Here is a 20,888-nt window from a genome sequence, read left to right as displayed (position 1 = left end):
TTCACCCTAATTTATCAAAGGTAGCTCAGCTACATAGTCTGTCTCCTCAATATAAAAATCTGGCAATGCTGTTCCCATTATTTTATATCTATTAAGAAGGTTTCGTTGACCTATCCCAATAGAATCTTCTTGCCTAGTACGAAGTTGAAAATTGTTCTTTATCATCAACCTACCATCTTTTGAAAAGATTTTAATAGTTAATGGATGAAGATCTGAAATTATGTTGTGCTTGAATGCATTTTCAACAACAATCTGCAAAGCCATAGGAGGGATTTTAAGAGACATATCCTCTTCTCTGATATTTTGATCTACCAATATGCAATCACCATGTCTTATTTTTTGAAGAAAAATATAAGACTCGATAAAACCAACCTCTTTTCTTAATGACACCAGTTCTCCCGTGTTCAACTCCAATAAATACCTAAACACCTCTGAAAACTTCCGAATGAATTTATCCGAAAGATCAATATCCTTATAAATCAAACTTGAAAGTACATTTAGACAATTGAATAAGAAGTGTGGATTGACCTGATTTTTCAATGCTTCAAATTGTGACATTACATTTTGCCTCTCTAGATCCTTAGCTACTGTACTGATTGCCTGTTTATCTGCATTTAGAGCCATATATTCATGAAAAGCGAAAATCATAGAGATATCGATAAAGTAAAGTAGAATAGTCAATAGTAAGAACTTAGCTTCATCATTATCTTCTTCTCCTCTATCTATTAGGTTAGTTATTACTGTGAAAATAGCTACCAGTAGTATGACGATCATAATTTCATAAAAGAACCTCCGTAAACTATCCTTCTCCCAAGAGCACAATTGATTCAACAATTTAATAATGCCATATCCCACTAAACTTATAAAAATGGTCACTAAAAAGAATACTGGTACATCAGTCAAAAATTCCTGAAACACTTCCTCGAGATAAGTATAGTCCCCTGAAGTCAATTCTTCGATAGCCAACAAGGTCGCTATAACTACTGCTGTAAAAAGATAAAAAAATGCATAACGCTTATCTTTAACTATCTGAAGATCTCTAATCATTTCTAATACAGTTCCTTATTCCAGAACAAACATAGCCTCATCTACTTGAGAAGCATAAAAATATCCAAGAGCATAATGATTAGGATTAGTTAAGTTTTTGATATTTCCTCTTACTGGTGCAGGAGGTGTATCAAACAAAGTCCCTGTACGTCCAGCCTGATCAAAAAGCAAATAGTAGTAATCATATACCGTTTTCGAAATTCCAATTTGTTTTACTGTAATTGGTTGCCCTAGCTCTATGACCATTTCTTCGTTGGTCACATACCCTTCTATTTTTTGACCATCAAAGTACACATCAGGGAGAATATAGTTGAACTTAGCTCCCGGATCAGGTACTACATTCAATTCTCCATCTTGATAGTTTTCCCAGAAATAGTAGTTAGCTATTCCTTTAGGATCACTAAAATCTATCGCTATTTTATCCCCCCCATCATCAAAAGTGTTAGTCGCAACTTCCAGACTATATATAGAATCAATGGATGCTACCGGCAATAGTTGTTCTGATGCCTCATACACTTCGTTATTCCATTCAACATGAAGTGTGTATAATTCGCCAACTTTCCCTACCAAGAGAGCATTGGTATAGAGTCCATTATTTCGATTCTCAAACTCGTAAGTATCACCTGACTGTCCTTCTACGACCCATACAGTAGCGTCTATAACTGGCTCATTGATCTTATTTGAATAAAAATCTCCCAGGATCGACAAGTTAATAGACTGCTCTGTCAAACTTTCATTGAATTCTACTCTTCCCTCCACTACGAGAATATTCTCGCTAGAGGGTAATTTAACAGTTACTTCTTCACTACAGGCTGATAACATTAAGACTAACAAACAAAAAGAAAAGTATTGCAAAATTGAAAAATTGATTTTCATGATAATTAGAATTTAAAGTTGTAAGTGATATTAGGTGTAATACCGAATTGGTAGCTTTTATATGATTTAGTTTCACCTCGGTTTTCTTCGTCTTCTTTGAAAAATATACTGTTGGCATTTTTGCGGCCGTAAGCGTTGTACAACCCAAAAACCCATTCACTATGACTCTCTTTTCCTTTTTTAGATCTAGATCTCATAGTTACAGATAAATCTAGACGATGATATGCGGGAAGTCTTTCTTGATTTCGGCCTTGGTAATGAGGAACGAAAATACCTGCATATGAATACCTACCTTTAGGGTAAGTCGTAGGCGCTCCAGAAGCAAAGATGAAATTACCAGAAAATGTCCACCTCTTACTCAGATCATAAATAGCGGTCATTGATAAATCATGAGGCTTATCAAAATTAGAGGAATACCATCTTCCTTCATTGATACCTTGATCACCTTGCTGAAGACCCAATACTTTTCTTTGACTTCTTGAAAGTGTATAACTAATCCAACCTGTTAATCTTCCAGTCTTCTTCTTCAGAAACAACTCAAGTCCATATGCACGACCATCTCCATTGAGTAAAACTGTCTCTATTTGATTATTAGCGAAAATGTCAGCTCCATCTATATAGTCAACCATGTTTTTGATCTTTTTATAATAGAGTTCTGCTGAAAATTCAAAACGATTATCTCTAGTATTCCTGAAATACCCAATAGCATATTGGTCAGCCATTTGAGGCTCGATATAAGGACCTGAAGGTGCCCAAATATCTAATGGGGTCGGGGCTGTGGTATTTGAGATGAGATGAAGGTATTGATACATACGATTGTAGCTCATCTTCACTGACTGTTGATCGTTGATGACATAAGTCAATCCAAGACGTGGCTCCCAGTTATTAAATACTCTGATATTTTCATTACTATCATAAGCAATTGTCCCTGTCTCAACCCCTGATTCATATCTCTGTAAACTATTGTTGTAGACAACTGGATTTTCATTTTCATAGCTTAGGATTGACTGTGAACCTGTTCGAGCAAATCTTGAATACCTCACTCCTATATTAAATGATAGCTTCCCTAGCGTTTCATTGTAACTCAAATAGCTTCCCTGCTCTACTGCATGTTTTTCATCCAAACTCTCGGCAGCAATACCCGAACCCTTTAGTGGTTCTATCTCTCCTGGCTTGAACAAATGCCATCTTTGGTCTACCCCAAATTCTAAATGACCATCTCCTCCTAAGTAATAAGTTAAATTACTGGTGAGGTGATAATTAATGATATTGGAAGTAAGTCGATTTTCTGCACCTGTGACCAAATCATCTATGATATAATCATAATTACTGTAGATAGCAGATACATTGATAAAAAGTCGATTGGTCAAAACAGTGTTCCACCGCAAAGTACCTGTCGCATTACCCCACCCATTGCTCACTATTCCGTCTAAATCAAATCTGTCGCGTCCAAAATACCCGCTCAAAAACACACGGTTTCGCTCATTGATACGATAATTTGTTTTCATATTCAGATCATAGAAATAAGCAGTATTTTTATTGCCTGCAAGCCTTAGCAATGCATCACCATATGACCTACGAGCTGCTATCATATAAGACCCTTTGTCTTTTACAATAGGTCCTTCAGCCAAAATCCTTGCTGAAATCAGACTAACTCCCCCTTCTCCTGAAAACTCCTTGAGATTACCCTCTTTTTGACGTATGTCTAGTACGGAACTAAGACGTCCTCCATAGCGAGCAGGAATTCCCCCTTTATAAACTTTGACATCTTTAGTCGCATCAACATTTATGGTAGAAAACAATCCTAAAAGGTGAGAACTACTATAAATGAGACCTTCATCTAAGAGTATAAGGTTTTGATCAGCAGATCCTCCTCTCACATTAAACCCAGAGGCTCCATCTCCTACCGTCGTGATTCCTGGCATTAGTTGAAGAGACCTAATAACATCAGGCTCTCCCAATATAGATGGAATTTGTTTGACAGTAGCAGCAGATATTTTTGCTGTACTCATTTCATTTTTAGTGACATTCTGGTTGAGCGCCTCTGCACTTACCACAACTTCTCCTAAGAGATCAGCCTCTGGCGTTAGCTCAATATTGAGAGTCTCATCTGAATGAATTGAAATCTGTTTTTCATACGTTTGATAACCGACATAGCTCACCTTGATGGTATAATCCCCTGGTGACATCACAATAGAATAAAAACCGTACAAATTCGTAACACTACCTAATCCCGATTCTTTGATAAGTACAGTAGCACCTATCAGGTCCTCTCCATTAGTACCGTCCTTGACATACCCTGCCATTCGTACTTGCTCTTGACTATAAGTAGTCATAGACCAATGAAAAATGACTAATAAAAGCAGTTTGTTCTTCATGTTGATTATGTGTTTGTTGACATCAAAATGAATGAACAGCGATATGGATAAAAAGAGATTACTACTCAAGCCTGCATTCTACTTTCCGAATCCTGCAATTGAATTTTCGAATCGTATGAAGAGATTTAATTTCAGAATAGAAAGTTATACCTCACTTTGAATTAGTATTATATAAGGCTCAAAGGTCAGTCAATTAAATATAATGAGGCATCGACATGTGACCAAAACAAACAGGCTAAGTCTTTAAACCAAAAAATTCTTCCCTATATCAATCTTTCGATATCAAAGGGAAGAATCAACTATTCGCTGAAATAGTTTCAGCTATTAATCACTATAATAAATTTTAAACAAGGAGTCCAGTTAAAACTAAAAGTCAAACCTTCCAAAGGAGATGATCTTCATAGTTATTAGTTGAACTCCAAGGGTGATTATTCTTTAATGAATCTAGTTTTGAAAGTTCCACCTTCCATCTCTACGATGATCAGGTATATACCTTGACTCAAGCTAGAAATATCCACTTTTGATTCTGTCAATGTACAACCGTGAATTTTAACTCCAGTAGATGAATAAACCTGTACAGACTTAGGTGTATCAAATCCTTCGATAGTCAAATAATCCTTAGCAGGGTTAGGAGATATAGTAACAATAGTACCAAAGCTCTGCTCCAAACTAGAACCATCTATTGATCTAGCATTTGATGAAGCTCTCGCTCCACTTCCTAGAATCTTTACAGTATAGTCTTCTACTTCACCATATTGGAAAGTTTCACACGGATTAGGATCAGCATTATATTTCATCGATACTCTCATTCTAGTATCTCCTTCTAATGCCGAAACTGGAATAGTTACACTACCGATTCTATCAACAGTAGACGAAGAAGCTTCAGCAAAAATCTCCTCAGAATCTTCAAATACACCATTCTGATCATAATCGATCCAAGCCTTAAAGTGATCTGTATATGCTATGCCTGCAAATCCAGCTCTAGCTGTAAACACATATGATTCACCTTTAGTCACAGTCGCTACACTTGAGGTAAAGTCCGCATATCCTCCGTCACTACCTGAAGTGTTTTCCATTCCTGCAAAAGAAATCATATCAATCCACTCATCAGCGACTGACAATCCTCTGGTGTTACAGTACGAAATAGGTGGCTCAGGGGCAGTTGTAAACTTAAATGGTGCCGTGTATGCAGAACTTTTTGAGTTGCTACAGGTACTTTTTATATGCGCCTCATATTGAGTATCCCATTCCAAATCTTCAAGAGGAATTGAAGTCTTATTGCTTGATACTACTGTCCAATCAGCCGTTCCTTTTTTACGATACTTAATGGTATAAGTAGCCTTTGGTACTAAATCCCAGCTAAGTACACTATTAGAAAACTCTAAACCTGTTGGTACTCTTGCATCACAAGTGAATTCATTTACTTCAACACCTGTTATGATTATCGAATAATCTTGACTTCCTCCTTCTAATGAACCTTTGTGAGAAATAGTCACTGTGTACATTCCTGAAGCATTGTCAACATCAACTCTTTCAAAAGGATCAACCGTATTGTCAGATCTTGAATTGGTCAACGCTCCTGTCAATCTGTAAGGAAAGCTCTTCGCACCACCTTTTGACACTCTTATATCGAGGTCATTGACCAACACAGGCACTGTAGAGTTAACTATCGTATTAGGCTCACCAGCTCTATCTGTCCAAGATATAGAAGCCATTAACGGAGTAGAGCTATCAGCATCTGCTTTCACAGTAAATGAATACGTTTGACCAGATGATAAAAACAACTCTCTGATTATTGTATTGCTTCCTTTACCTGAAATAGCTTCAGCTGCTTTTTTAGTGTTCAAAAGTCCCCATCCAAATACTGCATCAGGACCAGGTACACCTGCATCATCAGCTGTATGTAGTGCTAGTCCTTTAAGCGTTGCAGCTTTCATCATAGTACCATTCAGGTTGTTATGATGCTCTTGCAATAGAAGTAAAGAACCTGTTACATTCGGAGAAGACATAGAAGTACCCGATATCGTAGCATAGTGAGAATCAAATGCATGATATGAAGAAAATACATCCTGTCCATTACCTGCTATATCTGGTTTAATTCTAAAATCATCAGTAGGTCCTTCACTACTAAATGCACTGATAGCCACTGTATCTAAAGAACCATCTGCGTTGATGACTGCATCACGAGCACTTGCTATGACTAGATTGTTTTTAGCAGTAGAATAAGCGGTTAATTTATCAAAGCCAAATCCACCTGTTGGATCTTCATTAGCCGTATCATCTTCGCCATCATTACCTGCTGATGAGACCATCAAGTAGTAAGGAGCATTGAACATGATCTCATCAATATCTCTGGATTCTTCTATATACCCTCCAAAGTAATGCTGAGGTAAGACTACATTTCCAAAATCATCTCGTGTACCATATCCATACGAATGATTAGAAAGAATCATACCATCAGATGCGGCAGAAGCCATTTCTGCTAAGTCAGCATTCCAATCAGAACCTATCACTTTAGAAGATGGTGCCATTCCTCTAGCTTCTGGAACCACCCCAGAAGCCATAATGGTTCCCGTCACATGGGCAGCATGAAAGTTTAGAGTATTAGAACCATCACCAATAGAGAATCTATCAGTTCCTCCAGGTCCGTCATATTCCTGATGTGAAGGTCGAGCAACTCCCCCATCCCATACATGTGCAGTCATGTTCTTTCCATCAAGTGATAACCTCAAAGAACCTCCTGAGTTTAGGTGATTAACACGTGTAGATACAGCAGCATTGGCATTATCTGTTTTAAAATAGATCGGTTTCCCATTCTCTACTTTATGCAGTTCGATGATAGCTCCATCTTTAGTGGTTTCACGTACCACCCATCCGTTCTTTTTTGCTTGCTTTATCGCTTTGCTTTGTTGTTTTTTCGCTTCTGATGCTAGAGTTTTCTTCATATCCTGAAGTTTTTCATAATTAGAATTTTTCTGGATACGACTTTTCTCTAAATCAGTTTGAGCAATTGCATTTAATGAAATGCCAAATAGGAAAATAATTAATATTTTCCAGTTTGTAAACCTGTTTTTCATTTTAAGGATGTTATAAAATTATAATAAAAAATGATTGTTTTGACCGTGCAAGATCAGGCCAAAGGTATCTAGGAAAAAAACTCTAAAACATACCATTTCGCAGCTTATAGATTGCTTTTTGAGTAATTAATAGCATTTTTCTAAAAATAAATAGACTTAAAAATAGTTTTATAAGAAATATTAAATGTATTTTATAAATAACGGTACAATTGCAAAAAAGCGATACATCCTGTAAAACGGTTAATAAAAAAACTAATCATACCCACTATTAATAAAACCATATTACAGATAAATAATTGCACCTACCCGATTTACAAGTAATACACATATTAAATTAATTGAACTATTCCAACACAAGTTTTTAGATCAATTTAAAAAAGTGAGAATTTATGTTTACAGACAAGGGCAATGACATTGGAGACAAGAGAATATAATTGCTCTGAACGGTTAAAAAAAGATTTTTGACCAACTACAGTGACTTGAAGCTCGTGAATTTTTCATTTTGAGTAATCCAGCTGGCGAGAAGCAAAAAAGATCTTTTTTCGAATAATCCGGCTGGATTAATGTCCGTAAATTTTCTTCGCTCAACAATCCAGCTGAATTGGTCCTCCCAAAAAATATTTGCGTGAAAATCTGACTGATTTGGTCCAAAAAAGAAATTTTGTCGAGTTATCCAGCTGAATTAGTCCAAAAAAGATTTTTTTCACAATTATCCAGCTGGCGCAGAGCAAAAAAGAATTTTTGCGCTTCAAGTCAGAAAATATCCTAAAAAAAATATTTTTTACGGCGACTTATCAATGACTTTGGTCTGAAAAATAAAAACTGTCAGATTATGATAGTGACTTAACCTTCTCCCAATATTATCCTCCTCTACTAAGGATTGAATATAATACCTTAAGTAAAAATCCCCTCCAAATAGATTCATCTAAAGTCGTTCACTCTTTTATTAGAGAAAAGCATTGAGATTAGATGATTGTTTTAAGCTGATCTCACCAATGAAATAAAAGCTAGTTTGTTAAAAATGTTCAATAAGATCAATCACATTAACAACCTTTTTTAAACAACCTCGTTTTAGACCGTATAGTCTAACAAATAATTAATTAAAAGCATATTTACAATGAAAAGAGTCGCCATAAACGGACTAGGCAGAATCGGAAGAGCCTCATTAAAGATCATTCAGGATACACCAGAACTAGATTTAGTTGCGGTGAATGATATCGCACCTATTGACAACATTGCTTACTTACTCAAGTATGATACTGTACATGGCATATATGAAAAGTCAGTCGAAGTCAATAATGGTAAACTAGATGTAGACGGAAATTCGATTCCTTACTTCAGTGAAAGAGATCCATCACAGCTTCCTTGGGAAGATCTGAAAATAGATGTAGTTATTGAAAGTACAGGGTTCTTCACGAATCAAGAGGATGCTGAGAAACACATCAAAGCTGGAGCAAAGACTGTCGTCTTATCAGGTCCTACCAAGAGTCCGGACGTTCCGACGGTCGTACATGGCGTCAATACAGATGATGGTAAAACCAACGTTTTTTCATGCGCTAGTTGTACTACGAACAATATCAGTCCAGTAATTGAGATATTAGGTCGTAGAATCGGTATCGAAAAAGCAATCATGACGACTATTCATGCTGATACGGCATCCAATAAAACGGTGGATAGTCCGTCTAGCAACCACAGAATGGGAAGGTCTGCTTTAAACAATATCATCCCTACTACTACTGGAGCTGCTAAAGCCACCACCAAAGCTCTTCCTCAGTACGGTGGCAAGTTTGACGGAATGGCAGTACGAGTACCAGTAGCGGTTGGGTCTTTGTCAGACATTACACTAGTGACTAGTCAAAACACTTCTGCTGAGGAAGTCAACGAAATTCTGATCCAAGAAGCCAATACGGATAGATATAATCAAGTATTCAAGGCTACTTATGATGAATTGGTCTCTTCGGATATTATTAAAAGCCCATATGCATCCATCGCAGATCTGTCGATGACGAAGGTGGTAGATGGTAATCTACTCAAAGTACTCACTTGGTATGACAATGAGTGGGGATTTACAAATCAAATGATCCGACAAATATTAGAACTGTAACGACTATGAATTATCATGATATCGCATTCACTGACAATGTCAAAGCTATTCAAGAACAGAATGGTAGTAGGCAGAGCTATGCTAAGATGCATGACCGAATGGATCGACCATACTTGGATCAGATGGCGATTCAAATGATAAAAGAAAGCAATAGCTTTTACATGGCTTCAATGGGAACCAACGACTTCCCGTATATACAACATCGAGGAGGCCCGAAGGGCTTCCTCAAAGTACTTGATGATAATACACTAGCCTTTATAGACTTTAGTGGAAACAAGCAATATATCTCTATTGGCAATTTCCAAAGTAATAATAAGGTAGCTCTTTTCTTGATGGACTATGCCCGTAGGGCCAGACTTAAACTATATGCTGAAGTTGAAATAAAAGAAATCGAGGAAGAGGTAGAGTTAATGACTAAATTGGATCTGGGAGAATACAATTATCTACCTGAGCGAATTATAGTTCTTCATATCAAGGCGTTTGACTGGAACTGTCCACAGCATATAACTCCGAGATTTACCCAAGAAGATCTCGACGAGTATATGACAAATCATAAGAGATACACAGCTACGCTTGAGGAAGAAGTGATGATATTAAGAACAGAACTAAAACAATACAAAACAGATAAACTATGAGCAAAGAACAAAAGGCTCCATTCCCTCCTTTTAATGAGGAAACTGCTAAGCAAAAAGTACAAATGGCTGAGGATGCTTGGAACAACAAAGATCCTGAGAAAGTAAGTCTTGCTTACACTGTTGATACCGAATGGAGAAACCGAAATGAGTTTTTGAACGGAAGACAGGAAGTACAAGAATTCCTTACTCGTAAATGGCAAAAAGAATTAGACTATAAACTTAAGAAAGAGCTGTGGGCATTTAAGGACAATCGCATCGCAGTGAGGTTTGAATATGAATACCACGATGAGAAAGGTCAATGGTATCGTGCCTACGGAAATGAAAACTGGGAATTTGACAAAAATGGTTTGATGCAGAAGCGATTTGCTAGCATTAACGACCTTGCTATTGATGAAAAGGATAGACGATTATAGAAAAGCTGAAATTTAGATCAACAGAATGAAATACATAAACATAAGTAAAATTAGCTCATTGATATGGGCTAGTCTTATCATCAGCATATCTAGCTGCAATTCGATTGAAAACGAACAAAACAAAAAAAGCGAAGAAACAATACCTTCCACAGCAACAGTTTTTTACAAAAAGAAAGAAATCCAAGGAGTAAATATTTTCTATCGAGAAGCAGGTAATCCAAAAAAACCTGCGCTAATTCTATGGCATGGTTTCCCATCATCATCACACCAATACCGTAAAGTCTTGGCAGCTCTAGGAGATGATTATTACATTATTGCGCCTGACTATCCAAGCTTTGGTGCAAGTGATTACCCTGATCCCAATGAGTTTGAATACACATTCGACCATTTAGCTGAGGTGATGGATGAGTTTTTGACAACTTTCAATTTACCTTCGTACACCTTTATGATGCAGGATTATGGTGCTCCTATTGGTTATAGAATCATCATGAAACACCCTAAAAAAATCAAGGGGTTGATTATCCAAAATGGGAATATTTATGAGGAAGGCCTTGGGAAAGGATGGGAAGGCATCAGAAAAATCTGGGCTGACAACTCTGAAAAAAATAGAATAGCCTTATATGATGCCTTTTCTTTAGAAGGCTTGAAATGGCAATACACGCATGGTGTCAAAGATTTAAATAAGATAAATCCTGATACTTGGTTTCTTGACTACCAAAGAATGCAAAGACCTGGAATAATTGATATGAATATTAACTTGTTCTATGATTATAAAAACAACCTAAAATTATACCCTCAATGGCAAAGCTTCTTAAGAAAAAACCAGCCTCCTCTTCTAATAGTGTGGGGTAAGAATGATGCCTTTTTTCCTGAATCTGGAGCAAGAGCTTACAAAGAAGACGTCAAAATGATTGATTATAATATTTATGATACGGGTCATTTTGCTTTGGAAGAATACGGAACAGAGATCATCGAAAAGATTAGGAGATTCATGAACAAAACTTCTTAACTAACAGATTATGAATAACGGATCTAATGCCAGAGATAGAATATTAGACGCTGCTGAAAAAATATTTCATTCACAGGGATATGGTGCTACAGGAATCAGTGAAATCATCAAGGAAGCTGGTATCGCACGAGGCAGTCTTTACTACAACTTCTCTGGTAAAGATTCCCTATGTGTAGCTTATCTACGTCGTCGTCATCTGCACTGGAAGTCTGCTTTTGAAGAGTTTTTAAAGTCCAAGCATCAAAAAGTACTGGCTGCGTTTGATTTTCTAATGAAGGACAATGATGAAAATGATTTTAGAGGATGTAGCTTCCTAAATATTCTCAGTGAAACCCCGAAAGAGAATATAAAAGTCTTCAAAGAGATTCAACAACATAAAATAGAACTGAGATCCTATTTTGAAAAATGGATATCTGATGCTGATCTGGCTTTCACAGTATATGCCTTGTTTGAAAATGCAATCATCGAAAGTCAAATCCATAGAAACCAAGAACCCGTAATTCGGACGAAAAAAATCGTTGCTCAGATGTTGAAGGAAGAAACCTCTACAAAATAAGAAATTCTTCCCTCTATCAGTCTTGCGACATCAGAGGGAAGAATTATTTATTGCTGATATAAATATCGGCTGATTATAACATAATACTCAGGTCAAAAATTAAGGTCTAACTCTCTAATAGAGAGCTATTCGTAGACCTCTTAATTGTATGATTATTCTTTAATAAATCTAGACTTGTATGTTTTACCTTTTATCTCAGTAATGATCAAATAAATACCAGTACTTAGATTAGAAACATCCACCGTAGATTTATTTAAAGTAGCACCTTCAACTTTTCTACCAGTAGATGAATAAATACTCACCGACTCTGGCATCTCAGATGCTTCAATAGTTATAAAATCCTTCGCTGGTACTGGGTAAATGTTAATACTAAACTCAGATTCCTCTTCAAATGAATCATCAACGAATCTTTCATTAGAAGCAGTATAGGTTGAAGAACTACTTGGACCTGTGATATTCACAGTATAGTCTTCTACCTCTCCAAACGCAAATGTCTCACATGCATCAGGAGCAGCATTGTACCTCATAGACACTCTCATTCTAGTAGATCCAGTAAGAGCTGATGAAGGAATCGTTACACTACCAGTTCTATTTCCAGATGTACTAGATACACTAGTGAAAACAACCTCAGAAGATGCAAAAGTACCGTCTTGGTTATAGTCGATCCATACTCTAAAGTGCTGAAGATATGCAGTACCTGAGAACCCTGTACTAGTGGTCATAGTATAAGTTCTCCCCTTACTCACAGTAGCGACTAGAGATGTAAAATCTTCATATCCACCATTGTTACCCGTTGCATTCGTCATACCTCCAAAAGAAACTAGGTCTATCCACTCAAAAGAAGAAGTTTGTCCTTCAGTATCACAATATTCAACTGGTGGCAGTCCTGGCGTAGTGAAAGTAATAGACGAGCTATATGAAGAAGTTCCAGAGCTACATACACTTCTCACTTGCGCTTGATACGAAGTCTCAGGTGTCAAACCAGTCAAAGTAATTGAAGTACTTGAAGTAGATACAGTAGTCCATGAACTAGTTCCTACCTGACGGTATCTAATGTTATAGCTAGCACCAGGTACTGGGTTCCAACTAAGTGTAGACTCAGTAGCAGAAAGTCCAGTTGGCACTGTAGCATTACATACTGCAGCAGTTGTACTGATACCAGTTACTATTAGCGAGTAATTCTGACTACCTCCTACAAGACTACCTTTGTGGGTAACAGTAATAGTGTAAGTTCCAGAGGCACTACCGATATCTACTCTTTCAAATGGATCAACTGTGTTGTCCGACTTAGAACTAGTAGTCGCACTTGTCAATCGATAAGGGAAACTAGTTGTACCACCTTTAGTCACTCTTATATCAAGATCATTGACTAACACTGGAGTAGTTGAGTTAACAGTCGTCACAGGCTGACCTGGTCTGTCTGTCCATGATATAGAAGCCATCAAAGGAGTAGAACTATCAGTATCTGCATCTACAGTGATCGTATATGTCTGACCTGCTGATAGCGTCAACTCCTCTACCATAGAAAGTGTACCATTATCAGTAATCGCTTCAGCTGCTTTTTTAGTGTTCAATAGACCCCATCCAAAAACGGCATCTGGTCCAGATACACCTGCATCATCAGCAGTGTGCAAAGCAAGACCTTTTAAAGTAGCTGCTCTCATCACTGTACCATTTAGATCACTATAATGCTCTTGTAATAGAAGCAATGATCCTGTTACATTCGGAGATGACATAGAAGTACCAGATATAGAAGCATAATGAGAATCAAACTGATGATACGTAGAGTACACATTTCGTCCATTACCAGCTATATCTGGTTTGATACGAAAATCATCCGTAGGTCCTTCACTACTAAATGAGCTAATTCCTACTGACTGCAAAGTACCATTAGCACTAACGGTTGCATCATCAGCACTCGCTATCACAAGGTTATTCTTTGCTGTAGAATAAGCTGTCAACTTATCAAAACCAAATCCTCCTGTAGGGTTTTGAGTAGCTGTATTATCTTCACCATCATTACCAGCTGATGATACCATCAGATAAAATGGAGCATTGAACAAGATTTCATCAACATCTCTGGATTCCGTAATATATCCACCAAAGTAGTACTGAGGCAACAATACTTGTCCTGCATCATTTCTAGTTCTATAGCCATATGAATGATTAGAAATTATCATCCCTGAAGCAGCCTCTGATGTCATTTCTGCCAAGTCAGAGTTCCAATCATAACCAATCACGTTAGCTTGTGGAGCCATCCCTTTAGCATCTGCATCTACTCCAGAAGCCATAATAGTTCCTGTAACGTGAGAAGCATGAAAGTTGATAGAACCGCCATCACCTGCAGAAAACCTATTGTTTCCGCCAGGACCGTCGTATTCCTGATGGGTAGCTCTAGCTATACCACCGTCCCATACATGCGCAGTCATACCGTCACCATTCAATGACAATCCTAAAGATCCTCCTGAGTTAAGGTGATTCGTTCTTGTAGATACTGCAGCATCTACATTGTGTGTTACGAAATATATCGGGTTTCCATTTTCGACTTTTTGAAGTTCCATTACACTTCCATCTTTGGTAACTCCTTGTACTGCCCATCCATGTGATCGGGCTTCTTGGATTGCCAAACTTCGTTGAGCCTGAGCTTTTGATTCAAAGCTCTGTTTCATCTGTTGAAGTGTAGTAAAATTTGAGTTTTGCTGTATAACGCTTTTTTGCGAAAGTGTTTGTGCAGAAGCGTTTAATGTAATGGTAAAAAAGAAAATCACACAGATTTTCCATTTTGAGAAAAATGTTTCCATTATAGGTTGAATAAAATTTTGTAAAAAAAATTAATGTTGTTTCGACCTGAGTAAGATCGATTCAAAAGTATCCATTGAAAAAAACGATTAATATGTTATTTAGCAGTTTTAGCCACTTTTATTTACTGAAAATCAACAAATAACAAAATTTTATTGTTGTCCAATTCATTTTTTTATTCTATTTTATAAACAACGGTATGAAATAGAATTCCAATTTTAAAAACTGATTTAGTTTGACACTTCTGTGTCATAAAACTTTTCCACTACATTTAACGGTACTATAGTAAACACACATCATTGTCAAACAACTGTTTTAATTAATTTTTTATTACTAATTTGTTTTGATCTCGTTTAGTTTAACTCAGAAAACTCAAAAGTTTGATCATTTACCTTACATCTGATAAGAATCAAAAACCAAATTCAGTACTCACTCAGCTTTTGAATATGCCATCTACTGTCCTGCGGATTGTCACATTTTATCCTATGTAACGAGATTTGCTTCTTTAGACAGATCATTTACTTTAGCGATTTCAATTTCGATTGATTCCCCCACCATGATAATGACATTAAAACTCAACATTGATACAATAATGAAACAACTAGTTTTCCTCTTTCTGTTTTTCACTTTCTATACTACGCTAGCCCAATCGCCTCAAGATTCAAGCTACCTTACTCTCGACCGTATTTTTGCGTCAAGCGAATTTCGTCAAGACTATCAGCCACCAGTAAAATGGATCGACAATGGAGAGTCTTACATTATCATAGAGAAGAATAAAGAAGGTCAAAATGAAATGATCGAATACAGTTCTTCAAAGAGCACTAGATCCATATTCCTATCGAGTAAACAGCTTACTCCCAAATCAAAAAAAGAAGCGCTAAAGATCGAAGAATTTTATATGTCTGATGATGAGAGTAAAGTTTTAATCTTTACCAATTCCAAAAGAGTATGGAGATCAAACACCAAGGGAGACTATTGGGTATATGACCTCTCGACAAACAAACTAAGCCAAATTGGAAAAGACTTCGAAGCTTCTTCATTGATGTTCGCCAAATTCTCCAAGGACAATCAATTTGTAGCCTATGTAATGGACTTCAACATCTACAAAGAGGATTTCAAATCGGGAAAAGTGACACAGTTAACTACTGATGGAACCATAGATATCATAAATGGTACTTTCGACTGGGTGTACGAAGAGGAGTTTAGCTGTAGAGATGGATTCAGATGGAGCCCAGATGCTACCAACATTGCTTACTGGCAGCTGGATGCTTCGCAAATCGGGGTATTTAACATGATCAACAATACAGATTCGATATATTCTAAGATCGTACCCGTACAATATCCAAAGGTCGGACGTGACCCTTCATCTGCCCGTATCGGAATCGTAGATGTCAACTCTGGCAAAACAGAATGGGTTAAATTGAAAGGCTCTATTGTTCAAAACTACATACCTGCTATACAATGGATCAACAAAGATCAATTACTAATACAACAACTCAACCGTAAACAAAATCATCTCAAAGTATGGTTATATAATCTATCTACTAAGTCTACTTCACTATTATATGAGGAGAAAGAAGACAGCTGGGTCGCTATTCAGTACCCTGACCTTTCAAAATCTCGATGGATGGGTAATGATTTAACACCTGTTTTGGGAGGTAGTGCTGTATTGAGGCTTACAGAAGATAAGTGGAGAAATGCCTACACTATTGACCTCAATACTGGAAAAACAACCATGGTATCTCCAGGAGACTATGATGTAGCTTCTGTAGCGGGCAACACAAGTAAGCTACTTTATTATCATGCATCTCCTACTAGTACTGCACAGCGGTATCTATACTCGGTAGACCTAAAAGGGAATAAGAAGGATCAACGTATTACTCCAAGTTCATACCAAGGTGTAAACACCTACAATGTATCACCCAATGGAAAGTATGCATTCCATAGCCATACAAGTGGACTTGAGGCTAAAACGGTAAGACTAATTTCCCTTCCGTCTCATAAAACAATCAGAAAGGTAATTACCAATGAAGAGTTTACTGAAAAGCTATCCAAGCAGACGCTCCCAACTGTCGAACTCATCAGTGTAACTACAGAAGATGGAACTGTTGTAGATGGCCGATTGATCAAGCCAGTAAACTTTAACGAGTCCACCAAGTACCCAGTAATATTCAATGTCTATGGCGAACCTGCTGGCGCTAAAGCAACAGATACATTCGTTGGCATGTGGAATATATTTTTAGCACAGCAGGGATATGTAGTTATTGCGATTGACCCTAGAGGTACACCATGTCTAAAAGGCAGTGATTGGAGAAAATCTGTTTATCGCCAAATCGGTCGATTGAATATCCGAGATCTAGGATTAGCTGCCAAGGAAATCATCAAAGCTCCATACATTGATACTCAACGTGTGGGTGTATGGGGATGGAGCGGTGGAGGTTCTTCTACGCTAAACTTACTGTTTCAATACCCATACATCTTTCAAGCTGGAGTATCTGTAGCCCCTTTGACAGATGCTCGTACTTATGACAACATCTATCAGGAGCGATATATGGGATTGCCCCAAGAAAACATGGATGATTATGTATTGGGAGCACCTATTACTCATGCTAAGAATTTGGAAGGTAAACTGCTACTCATCCACGGTACAGGTGATGATAACGTTCACTACCAAAACGCTGAGATGCTTGTCAATGAATTGATTTTACAAAACAAACAGTTCGAAATGATGGCTTACCCTAATCGTTCTCATGGCATCTATGAGGGAGAAAACACAAGACGTCACCTATACACTTTGATCTTCAATTTCTTCGAAAGAAATATGCAATAATCAGTAGTTAGTCCTTCCTCTTAGCAAGAAGGACTAACTGTTTCTATTCATAACTTATTCTAAGAATAGAATCGCCTAAACAACTCTCAGTTATATAACAACTGTAAATACAGTCCCCTCTCCTACCTTGCTTTGGACTAGTATTGTCCCTCCTAATTTTTCTACAAACTCCTTACAAAGAATGAGACCTAATCCAGAACCTGACTCTTTGTTAGTGCCAGGAGTAGACCGATTAGTTCCAATTTCAAAAAGAGAATCTTGTACTTCTTGACTCATTCCTTGACCATTATCAGATACCGATATTGCTACTTTACCTTCTTCCGTCTTATCATTTGTTAAAAGAATACATCCTTCCTCTGGGGTAAATTTCAGTGCGTTAGAAACTAAATTTCTCAATACAGTTTCCAAAATATTACGATCTGTAGTCAGCTTAACCTTTTGACTACACTCAGCAAATCGAAGATTTATCTTTTTATTGTCTGCAAAACTTTGATTGACTTTCTTAATATCTTCAAATACCTCTGAAACCATAAATTCTTCCTTCTTAACTTGAATCTCGTCTCGCTGTGATCTTGCCCAAGTGAGTAGGTTCTCTAGCAAATCTTGAACATTTAATGAGCTATCCTTTATCAAACCGACATACAACCTTTGTTCTTCTTTACTCAGTAAATCGAACTGATCATGCATTATTTTAGTCAACCCTACCACATTGTTCAAGGGGCTTCGCAGATCATGAGAAATGATGGAAAAAAACTTGTCCTTGGCTAGATTTATTTGTTCTAATTCTTCACTATGTTTTTCTAGCTCTTTTTGCTTGACCCAAAGCTCCTTGTTCGTTTCTTTTTTCAGAGAATTGAACCGATACATAGTTATAAATCCAGCTAGCGATAGAATAATTACTAGCCAAAATAACAATGTTCGTTGCTTAACATGTTTTCGCTCCAGGGCATATTCCATTTCCTCCTTTAGCTTTTCATTTTCTATTTTTTCTATCTCATTTTGAAAATCACTAATAGACAACTGTAATTTTTCATCTGCTGCATCAAGTATTCCTTCCATTTCATAATGTTTCCATATTGCTTTATAAGCATTCTTATAATCATTTTGATATGCGTAAGTCTTAGATATAGACTTATAAATCATAGATCTAAGATTGAGGTTTTTATCATTTCCCGCAGCTGCCAATCCGTTAATTAAGGCTTCATGAGCCTCTTCATATTGATTCAAAGCCATTAATGCCTGAGCCATCCCCCAGAATGTCCAACCAAAGACTTCTGCTCTTTTATTCTGTATTCTATTGGCATTTTTTGACATGTTATAATATTTAATAGATACTTCAAATTCGCCTTTTAAGAAATTGAGATAAGCCATTTTATTATAAAGTCTGGGAAAGAAATTTATCGGTTGTTTTTCAGGATGCTCTTCTGCTAATAGAGCCGCCTTTTGAAACGCTTTACCTGCCGAATCATAAGAGTTCATCCTGTTATAACAGGTACCAAGTTCCAAATAATCATTGGCCAATCTTGAATTAAACCTATGCCTTTTATCAAGAATCAGACACTCATTAATATGATCTAGAGCCTGATCAAATATTCCTAAATCCATATAGATTCGCCCAATAGCTCTATGGCAGTTTGCCTCCTTAAAAGGAAAACCATACTCCTGAGTAGCCAAAAGCGCTTCTTCATACTTTCGAAGACTAGCTAAATGCATATAAAGCTCCCAACGACTTACTGTCCCTGCAACCATCAAGACATTAATGTATCCTTCCCAATTTTTGATTTCTTTAAATCTTGCGGAGGATTCATCGTACAGTATGAGCGCAGAATCAGGATTATTTAGATTTTTTAAAGCCTGTCCTTGATTATATATAGCCCATGCGGCAGTATTTCGGTCATACAAACTATCTGAGAGTTTCCAAGCTCTATTAGCATAGTAAGCCGCCAATGAATCGTCTTGGTATAGAAGATTTTTCCCTAAGAAATTATAGAGGTCGACTCGACTAGAGTCTGCTAACAAAGGATTATTGAGTTCTATTTGAAGCTGATAGAGACTGTCGATAGGTATTGATGACTTACAGGGCACCACGCCTATCACAAAGACCATTAAAAACACCCTTTTCATTCCCCTCACTATCTAATAATTCTCAATTAACCACACATTTGAGGAATGCGCAGTCTTTCAGCTTATTAGAAAGATAGTAAAACCCTGTCTACCAGACAATAAAACATCTAATCTATTATTGGGAATAATTATTGTATGACAGCAGAATCTAAGGCTAATGCTCTTTGAAGTAAAATTTTTGCCTGTTCCTTATCTCCTAGTTCCTTTTTCAACAAAGAAAAATTGAAATACGCCCATGCATTCATAGAGTCTTGCTTTAGGCTTAATTGAATTAAAGAATCAGCAATTGAATAGTTAGCTCTCAATGTCTCTATTCGTCCCTTATTATTCAAAAAATAGGAATGATTAACATAAATACCCAATGCCAAATCAATCAATGAATCTGCTTCATCAAGCCTTCCCATTTCTGTGTAGACCAATGAAAGTGGATTGAGAGCAAATGGGTTATTACTGTTGTAAGTCAATGCACGTTTTAAGTCCACTTCTGCTTCCCGATACTCTTTCATTTTATAATTAATAATTCCTCGATTAGATAGAGCATCAAAATTAGTAGGGTCTTTTAAAATTGCTCGCCCAAAAGCCTCTCCCGCTTTATCAAGGTCATTGCTTTGCTCCCAATAAAGTCCCTCCATCACATCAATGAGCGCACTATCTGGATACAATATTCTTAATGAATGTATATCCTCAATAGCGTCATCCAACCGATCCATGGCCATATAAGTGTAGGCTCGATTAAATAAAACTGCAGTGTACTCAGGGAACTGATGATAGACGTGATTGTAATCTGAAAGTGCTAATACATAGTGACCACTTTCATAATAAGCTACTCCCCTATTCATAAAGGCGTCTGTTAGCTCCGGCTTATCTTGAATTACTTTACTGTATAGCGATACTGCCTGATCAAAATAACCTTCTTCTAATTTCTGATTCGCAAGATTGAACGCTTTTTTGATCCTGTTCTCTTTGCGTGCTGGACTACATGATATCATTATTCCAACTAATCCCAAAAACCATAGATTAAGGACGATACGGCTCATACA

Annotated in this window: 13 protein-coding genes; 6 read left to right on the top strand and 7 right to left on the bottom strand. The window is 37.0% G+C overall.

Translation table 11 applies throughout. The annotated features are described in order from the left end of the window. Nucleotides 1–6: 6 nt before the first annotated feature. The 4 genes from DKG80_RS10100 to DKG80_RS10085 all read right to left on the bottom strand — a co-directional run bounded on the left by DKG80_RS10100 (nt 7) and on the right by DKG80_RS10085 (nt 7,378). Nucleotides 7–1,047, bottom strand: coding sequence for a sensor histidine kinase (locus DKG80_RS10100; RefSeq protein ID WP_109831222.1), 1,041 nt, complete (start codon nt 1,045–1,047; stop codon nt 7–9). 15 nt (nt 1,048–1,062) lie between these two features. Next, nucleotides 1,063–1,923 (bottom strand): DUF4249 domain-containing protein, encoded by an 861-nt coding sequence (locus DKG80_RS10095; protein WP_109831221.1) that lies wholly within the window; start codon nt 1,921–1,923, stop codon nt 1,063–1,065. A 5-nt stretch (nt 1,924–1,928) separates the two neighbouring features. Then, on the bottom strand, nt 1,929–4,301 hold the full coding sequence (locus DKG80_RS10090) for a TonB-dependent receptor (protein ID WP_109831220.1): 2,373 nt from the start codon (nt 4,299–4,301) through the stop codon (nt 1,929–1,931). A 428-nt stretch (nt 4,302–4,729) separates the two neighbouring features. After that, on the bottom strand, nt 4,730–7,378 hold the full coding sequence (locus DKG80_RS10085) for a S8 family serine peptidase (protein WP_109831219.1): 2,649 nt from the start codon (nt 7,376–7,378) through the stop codon (nt 4,730–4,732). Between the two features lie 1,117 nt (nt 7,379–8,495). Here DKG80_RS10085 and DKG80_RS10080 point away from each other — a divergent pair. From DKG80_RS10080 to DKG80_RS10060, 5 genes are read left to right on the top strand one after another with little or no spacing between them, the layout of a single operon-like run. Further along, a complete protein-coding gene (locus DKG80_RS10080) occupies nt 8,496–9,482 on the top strand; it encodes a type I glyceraldehyde-3-phosphate dehydrogenase (RefSeq protein ID WP_109831218.1) in 987 nt (328 codons plus the stop codon). Nucleotides 9,483–9,487: 5 nt separating this feature from the next. Further along, the gene (locus DKG80_RS10075; protein WP_109831217.1) at nt 9,488–10,117 is read left to right on the top strand and encodes a pyridoxamine 5'-phosphate oxidase family protein; all 630 of its coding nucleotides are present in this window, start codon (nt 9,488–9,490) and stop codon (nt 10,115–10,117) included. Then, nucleotides 10,114–10,530 carry a nuclear transport factor 2 family protein gene (locus DKG80_RS10070; protein ID WP_109831216.1) on the top strand — a complete coding sequence of 139 codons (417 nt, stop codon included), beginning with the start codon at nt 10,114–10,116 and terminating at the stop codon, nt 10,528–10,530. The genes DKG80_RS10075 and DKG80_RS10070 overlap by 4 nt, the downstream gene beginning before the upstream one ends. Before the next feature lie 25 nt (nt 10,531–10,555). Continuing rightward, on the top strand, nt 10,556–11,539 hold the full coding sequence (locus DKG80_RS10065; RefSeq protein WP_109831215.1) for an alpha/beta fold hydrolase: 984 nt from the start codon (nt 10,556–10,558) through the stop codon (nt 11,537–11,539). Between the two features lie 10 nt (nt 11,540–11,549). Next, nucleotides 11,550–12,095 carry a TetR/AcrR family transcriptional regulator gene (locus DKG80_RS10060; protein WP_109831214.1) on the top strand — a complete coding sequence of 182 codons (546 nt, stop codon included), beginning with the start codon at nt 11,550–11,552 and terminating at the stop codon, nt 12,093–12,095. 152 nt (nt 12,096–12,247) lie between these two features. On the opposite strand, the gene DKG80_RS10055 is transcribed toward DKG80_RS10060, so the two are convergent. Further along, entirely contained in the window at nt 12,248–14,764 is a 2,517-nt protein-coding gene (locus DKG80_RS10055) for a S8 family serine peptidase (protein ID WP_245906990.1), read from the bottom strand. A gap of 722 nt (nt 14,765–15,486) precedes the next feature. Between DKG80_RS10055 and DKG80_RS10050 the strand changes: the two genes are divergently transcribed. Next, nucleotides 15,487–17,724, top strand: coding sequence for a S9 family peptidase (locus tag DKG80_RS10050; RefSeq protein ID WP_109831293.1), 2,238 nt, complete (start codon nt 15,487–15,489; stop codon nt 17,722–17,724). 90 nt (nt 17,725–17,814) lie between these two features. On the opposite strand, the gene DKG80_RS10045 is transcribed toward DKG80_RS10050, so the two are convergent. Together DKG80_RS10045 and DKG80_RS10040 are read right to left on the bottom strand one after the other, a co-directional pair. Next, on the bottom strand, nt 17,815–19,848 hold the full coding sequence (locus DKG80_RS10045; RefSeq protein WP_109831212.1) for a tetratricopeptide repeat-containing sensor histidine kinase: 2,034 nt from the start codon (nt 19,846–19,848) through the stop codon (nt 17,815–17,817). Nucleotides 19,849–19,976: 128 nt separating this feature from the next. Continuing rightward, nucleotides 19,977–20,885, bottom strand: a complete 909-nt coding sequence (locus DKG80_RS10040) for a tetratricopeptide repeat protein (protein ID WP_162555805.1) — start codon at nt 20,883–20,885, stop codon at nt 19,977–19,979. Between the last annotated feature and the right edge of the window lie 3 nt (nt 20,886–20,888).

Source organism: Reichenbachiella versicolor, assembly GCF_003171675.1.
GTDB lineage: Bacteria > Bacteroidota > Bacteroidia > Cytophagales > Cyclobacteriaceae > Reichenbachiella > Reichenbachiella versicolor.
Note: the sequence above shows the minus strand (reverse complement) of the source record. Positions and strands in the feature narration are given on the sequence as shown.

Excerpts from the sequence above, each read along its gene's own strand:
- DKG80_RS10100 (WP_109831222.1), bottom strand. The coding sequence starts at position 1,047 with ATGATTAGAGATCTTCAGATAGTTAAAGATAAGCGTTATGCATTTTTT.
- DKG80_RS10095 (WP_109831221.1), bottom strand. The coding sequence starts at position 1,923 with ATGAAAATCAATTTTTCAATTTTGCAATACTTTTCTTTTTGTTTGTTA.
- DKG80_RS10090 (WP_109831220.1), bottom strand. The coding sequence starts at position 4,301 with ATGAAGAACAAACTGCTTTTATTAGTCATTTTTCATTGGTCTATGACT.
- DKG80_RS10085 (WP_109831219.1), bottom strand. The coding sequence starts at position 7,378 with ATGAAAAACAGGTTTACAAACTGGAAAATATTAATTATTTTCCTATTT.
- DKG80_RS10080 (WP_109831218.1), top strand. The coding sequence starts at position 8,496 with ATGAAAAGAGTCGCCATAAACGGACTAGGCAGAATCGGAAGAGCCTCA.
- DKG80_RS10075 (WP_109831217.1), top strand. The coding sequence starts at position 9,488 with ATGAATTATCATGATATCGCATTCACTGACAATGTCAAAGCTATTCAA.
- DKG80_RS10070 (WP_109831216.1), top strand. The coding sequence starts at position 10,114 with ATGAGCAAAGAACAAAAGGCTCCATTCCCTCCTTTTAATGAGGAAACT.
- DKG80_RS10065 (WP_109831215.1), top strand. The coding sequence starts at position 10,556 with ATGAAATACATAAACATAAGTAAAATTAGCTCATTGATATGGGCTAGT.
- DKG80_RS10060 (WP_109831214.1), top strand. The coding sequence starts at position 11,550 with ATGAATAACGGATCTAATGCCAGAGATAGAATATTAGACGCTGCTGAA.
- DKG80_RS10055 (WP_245906990.1), bottom strand. The coding sequence starts at position 14,764 with ATGAAACAGAGCTTTGAATCAAAAGCTCAGGCTCAACGAAGTTTGGCA.
- DKG80_RS10050 (WP_109831293.1), top strand. The coding sequence starts at position 15,487 with ATGAAACAACTAGTTTTCCTCTTTCTGTTTTTCACTTTCTATACTACG.
- DKG80_RS10045 (WP_109831212.1), bottom strand. The coding sequence starts at position 19,848 with ATGAAAAGGGTGTTTTTAATGGTCTTTGTGATAGGCGTGGTGCCCTGT.
- DKG80_RS10040 (WP_162555805.1), bottom strand. The coding sequence starts at position 20,885 with ATGAGCCGTATCGTCCTTAATCTATGGTTTTTGGGATTAGTTGGAATA.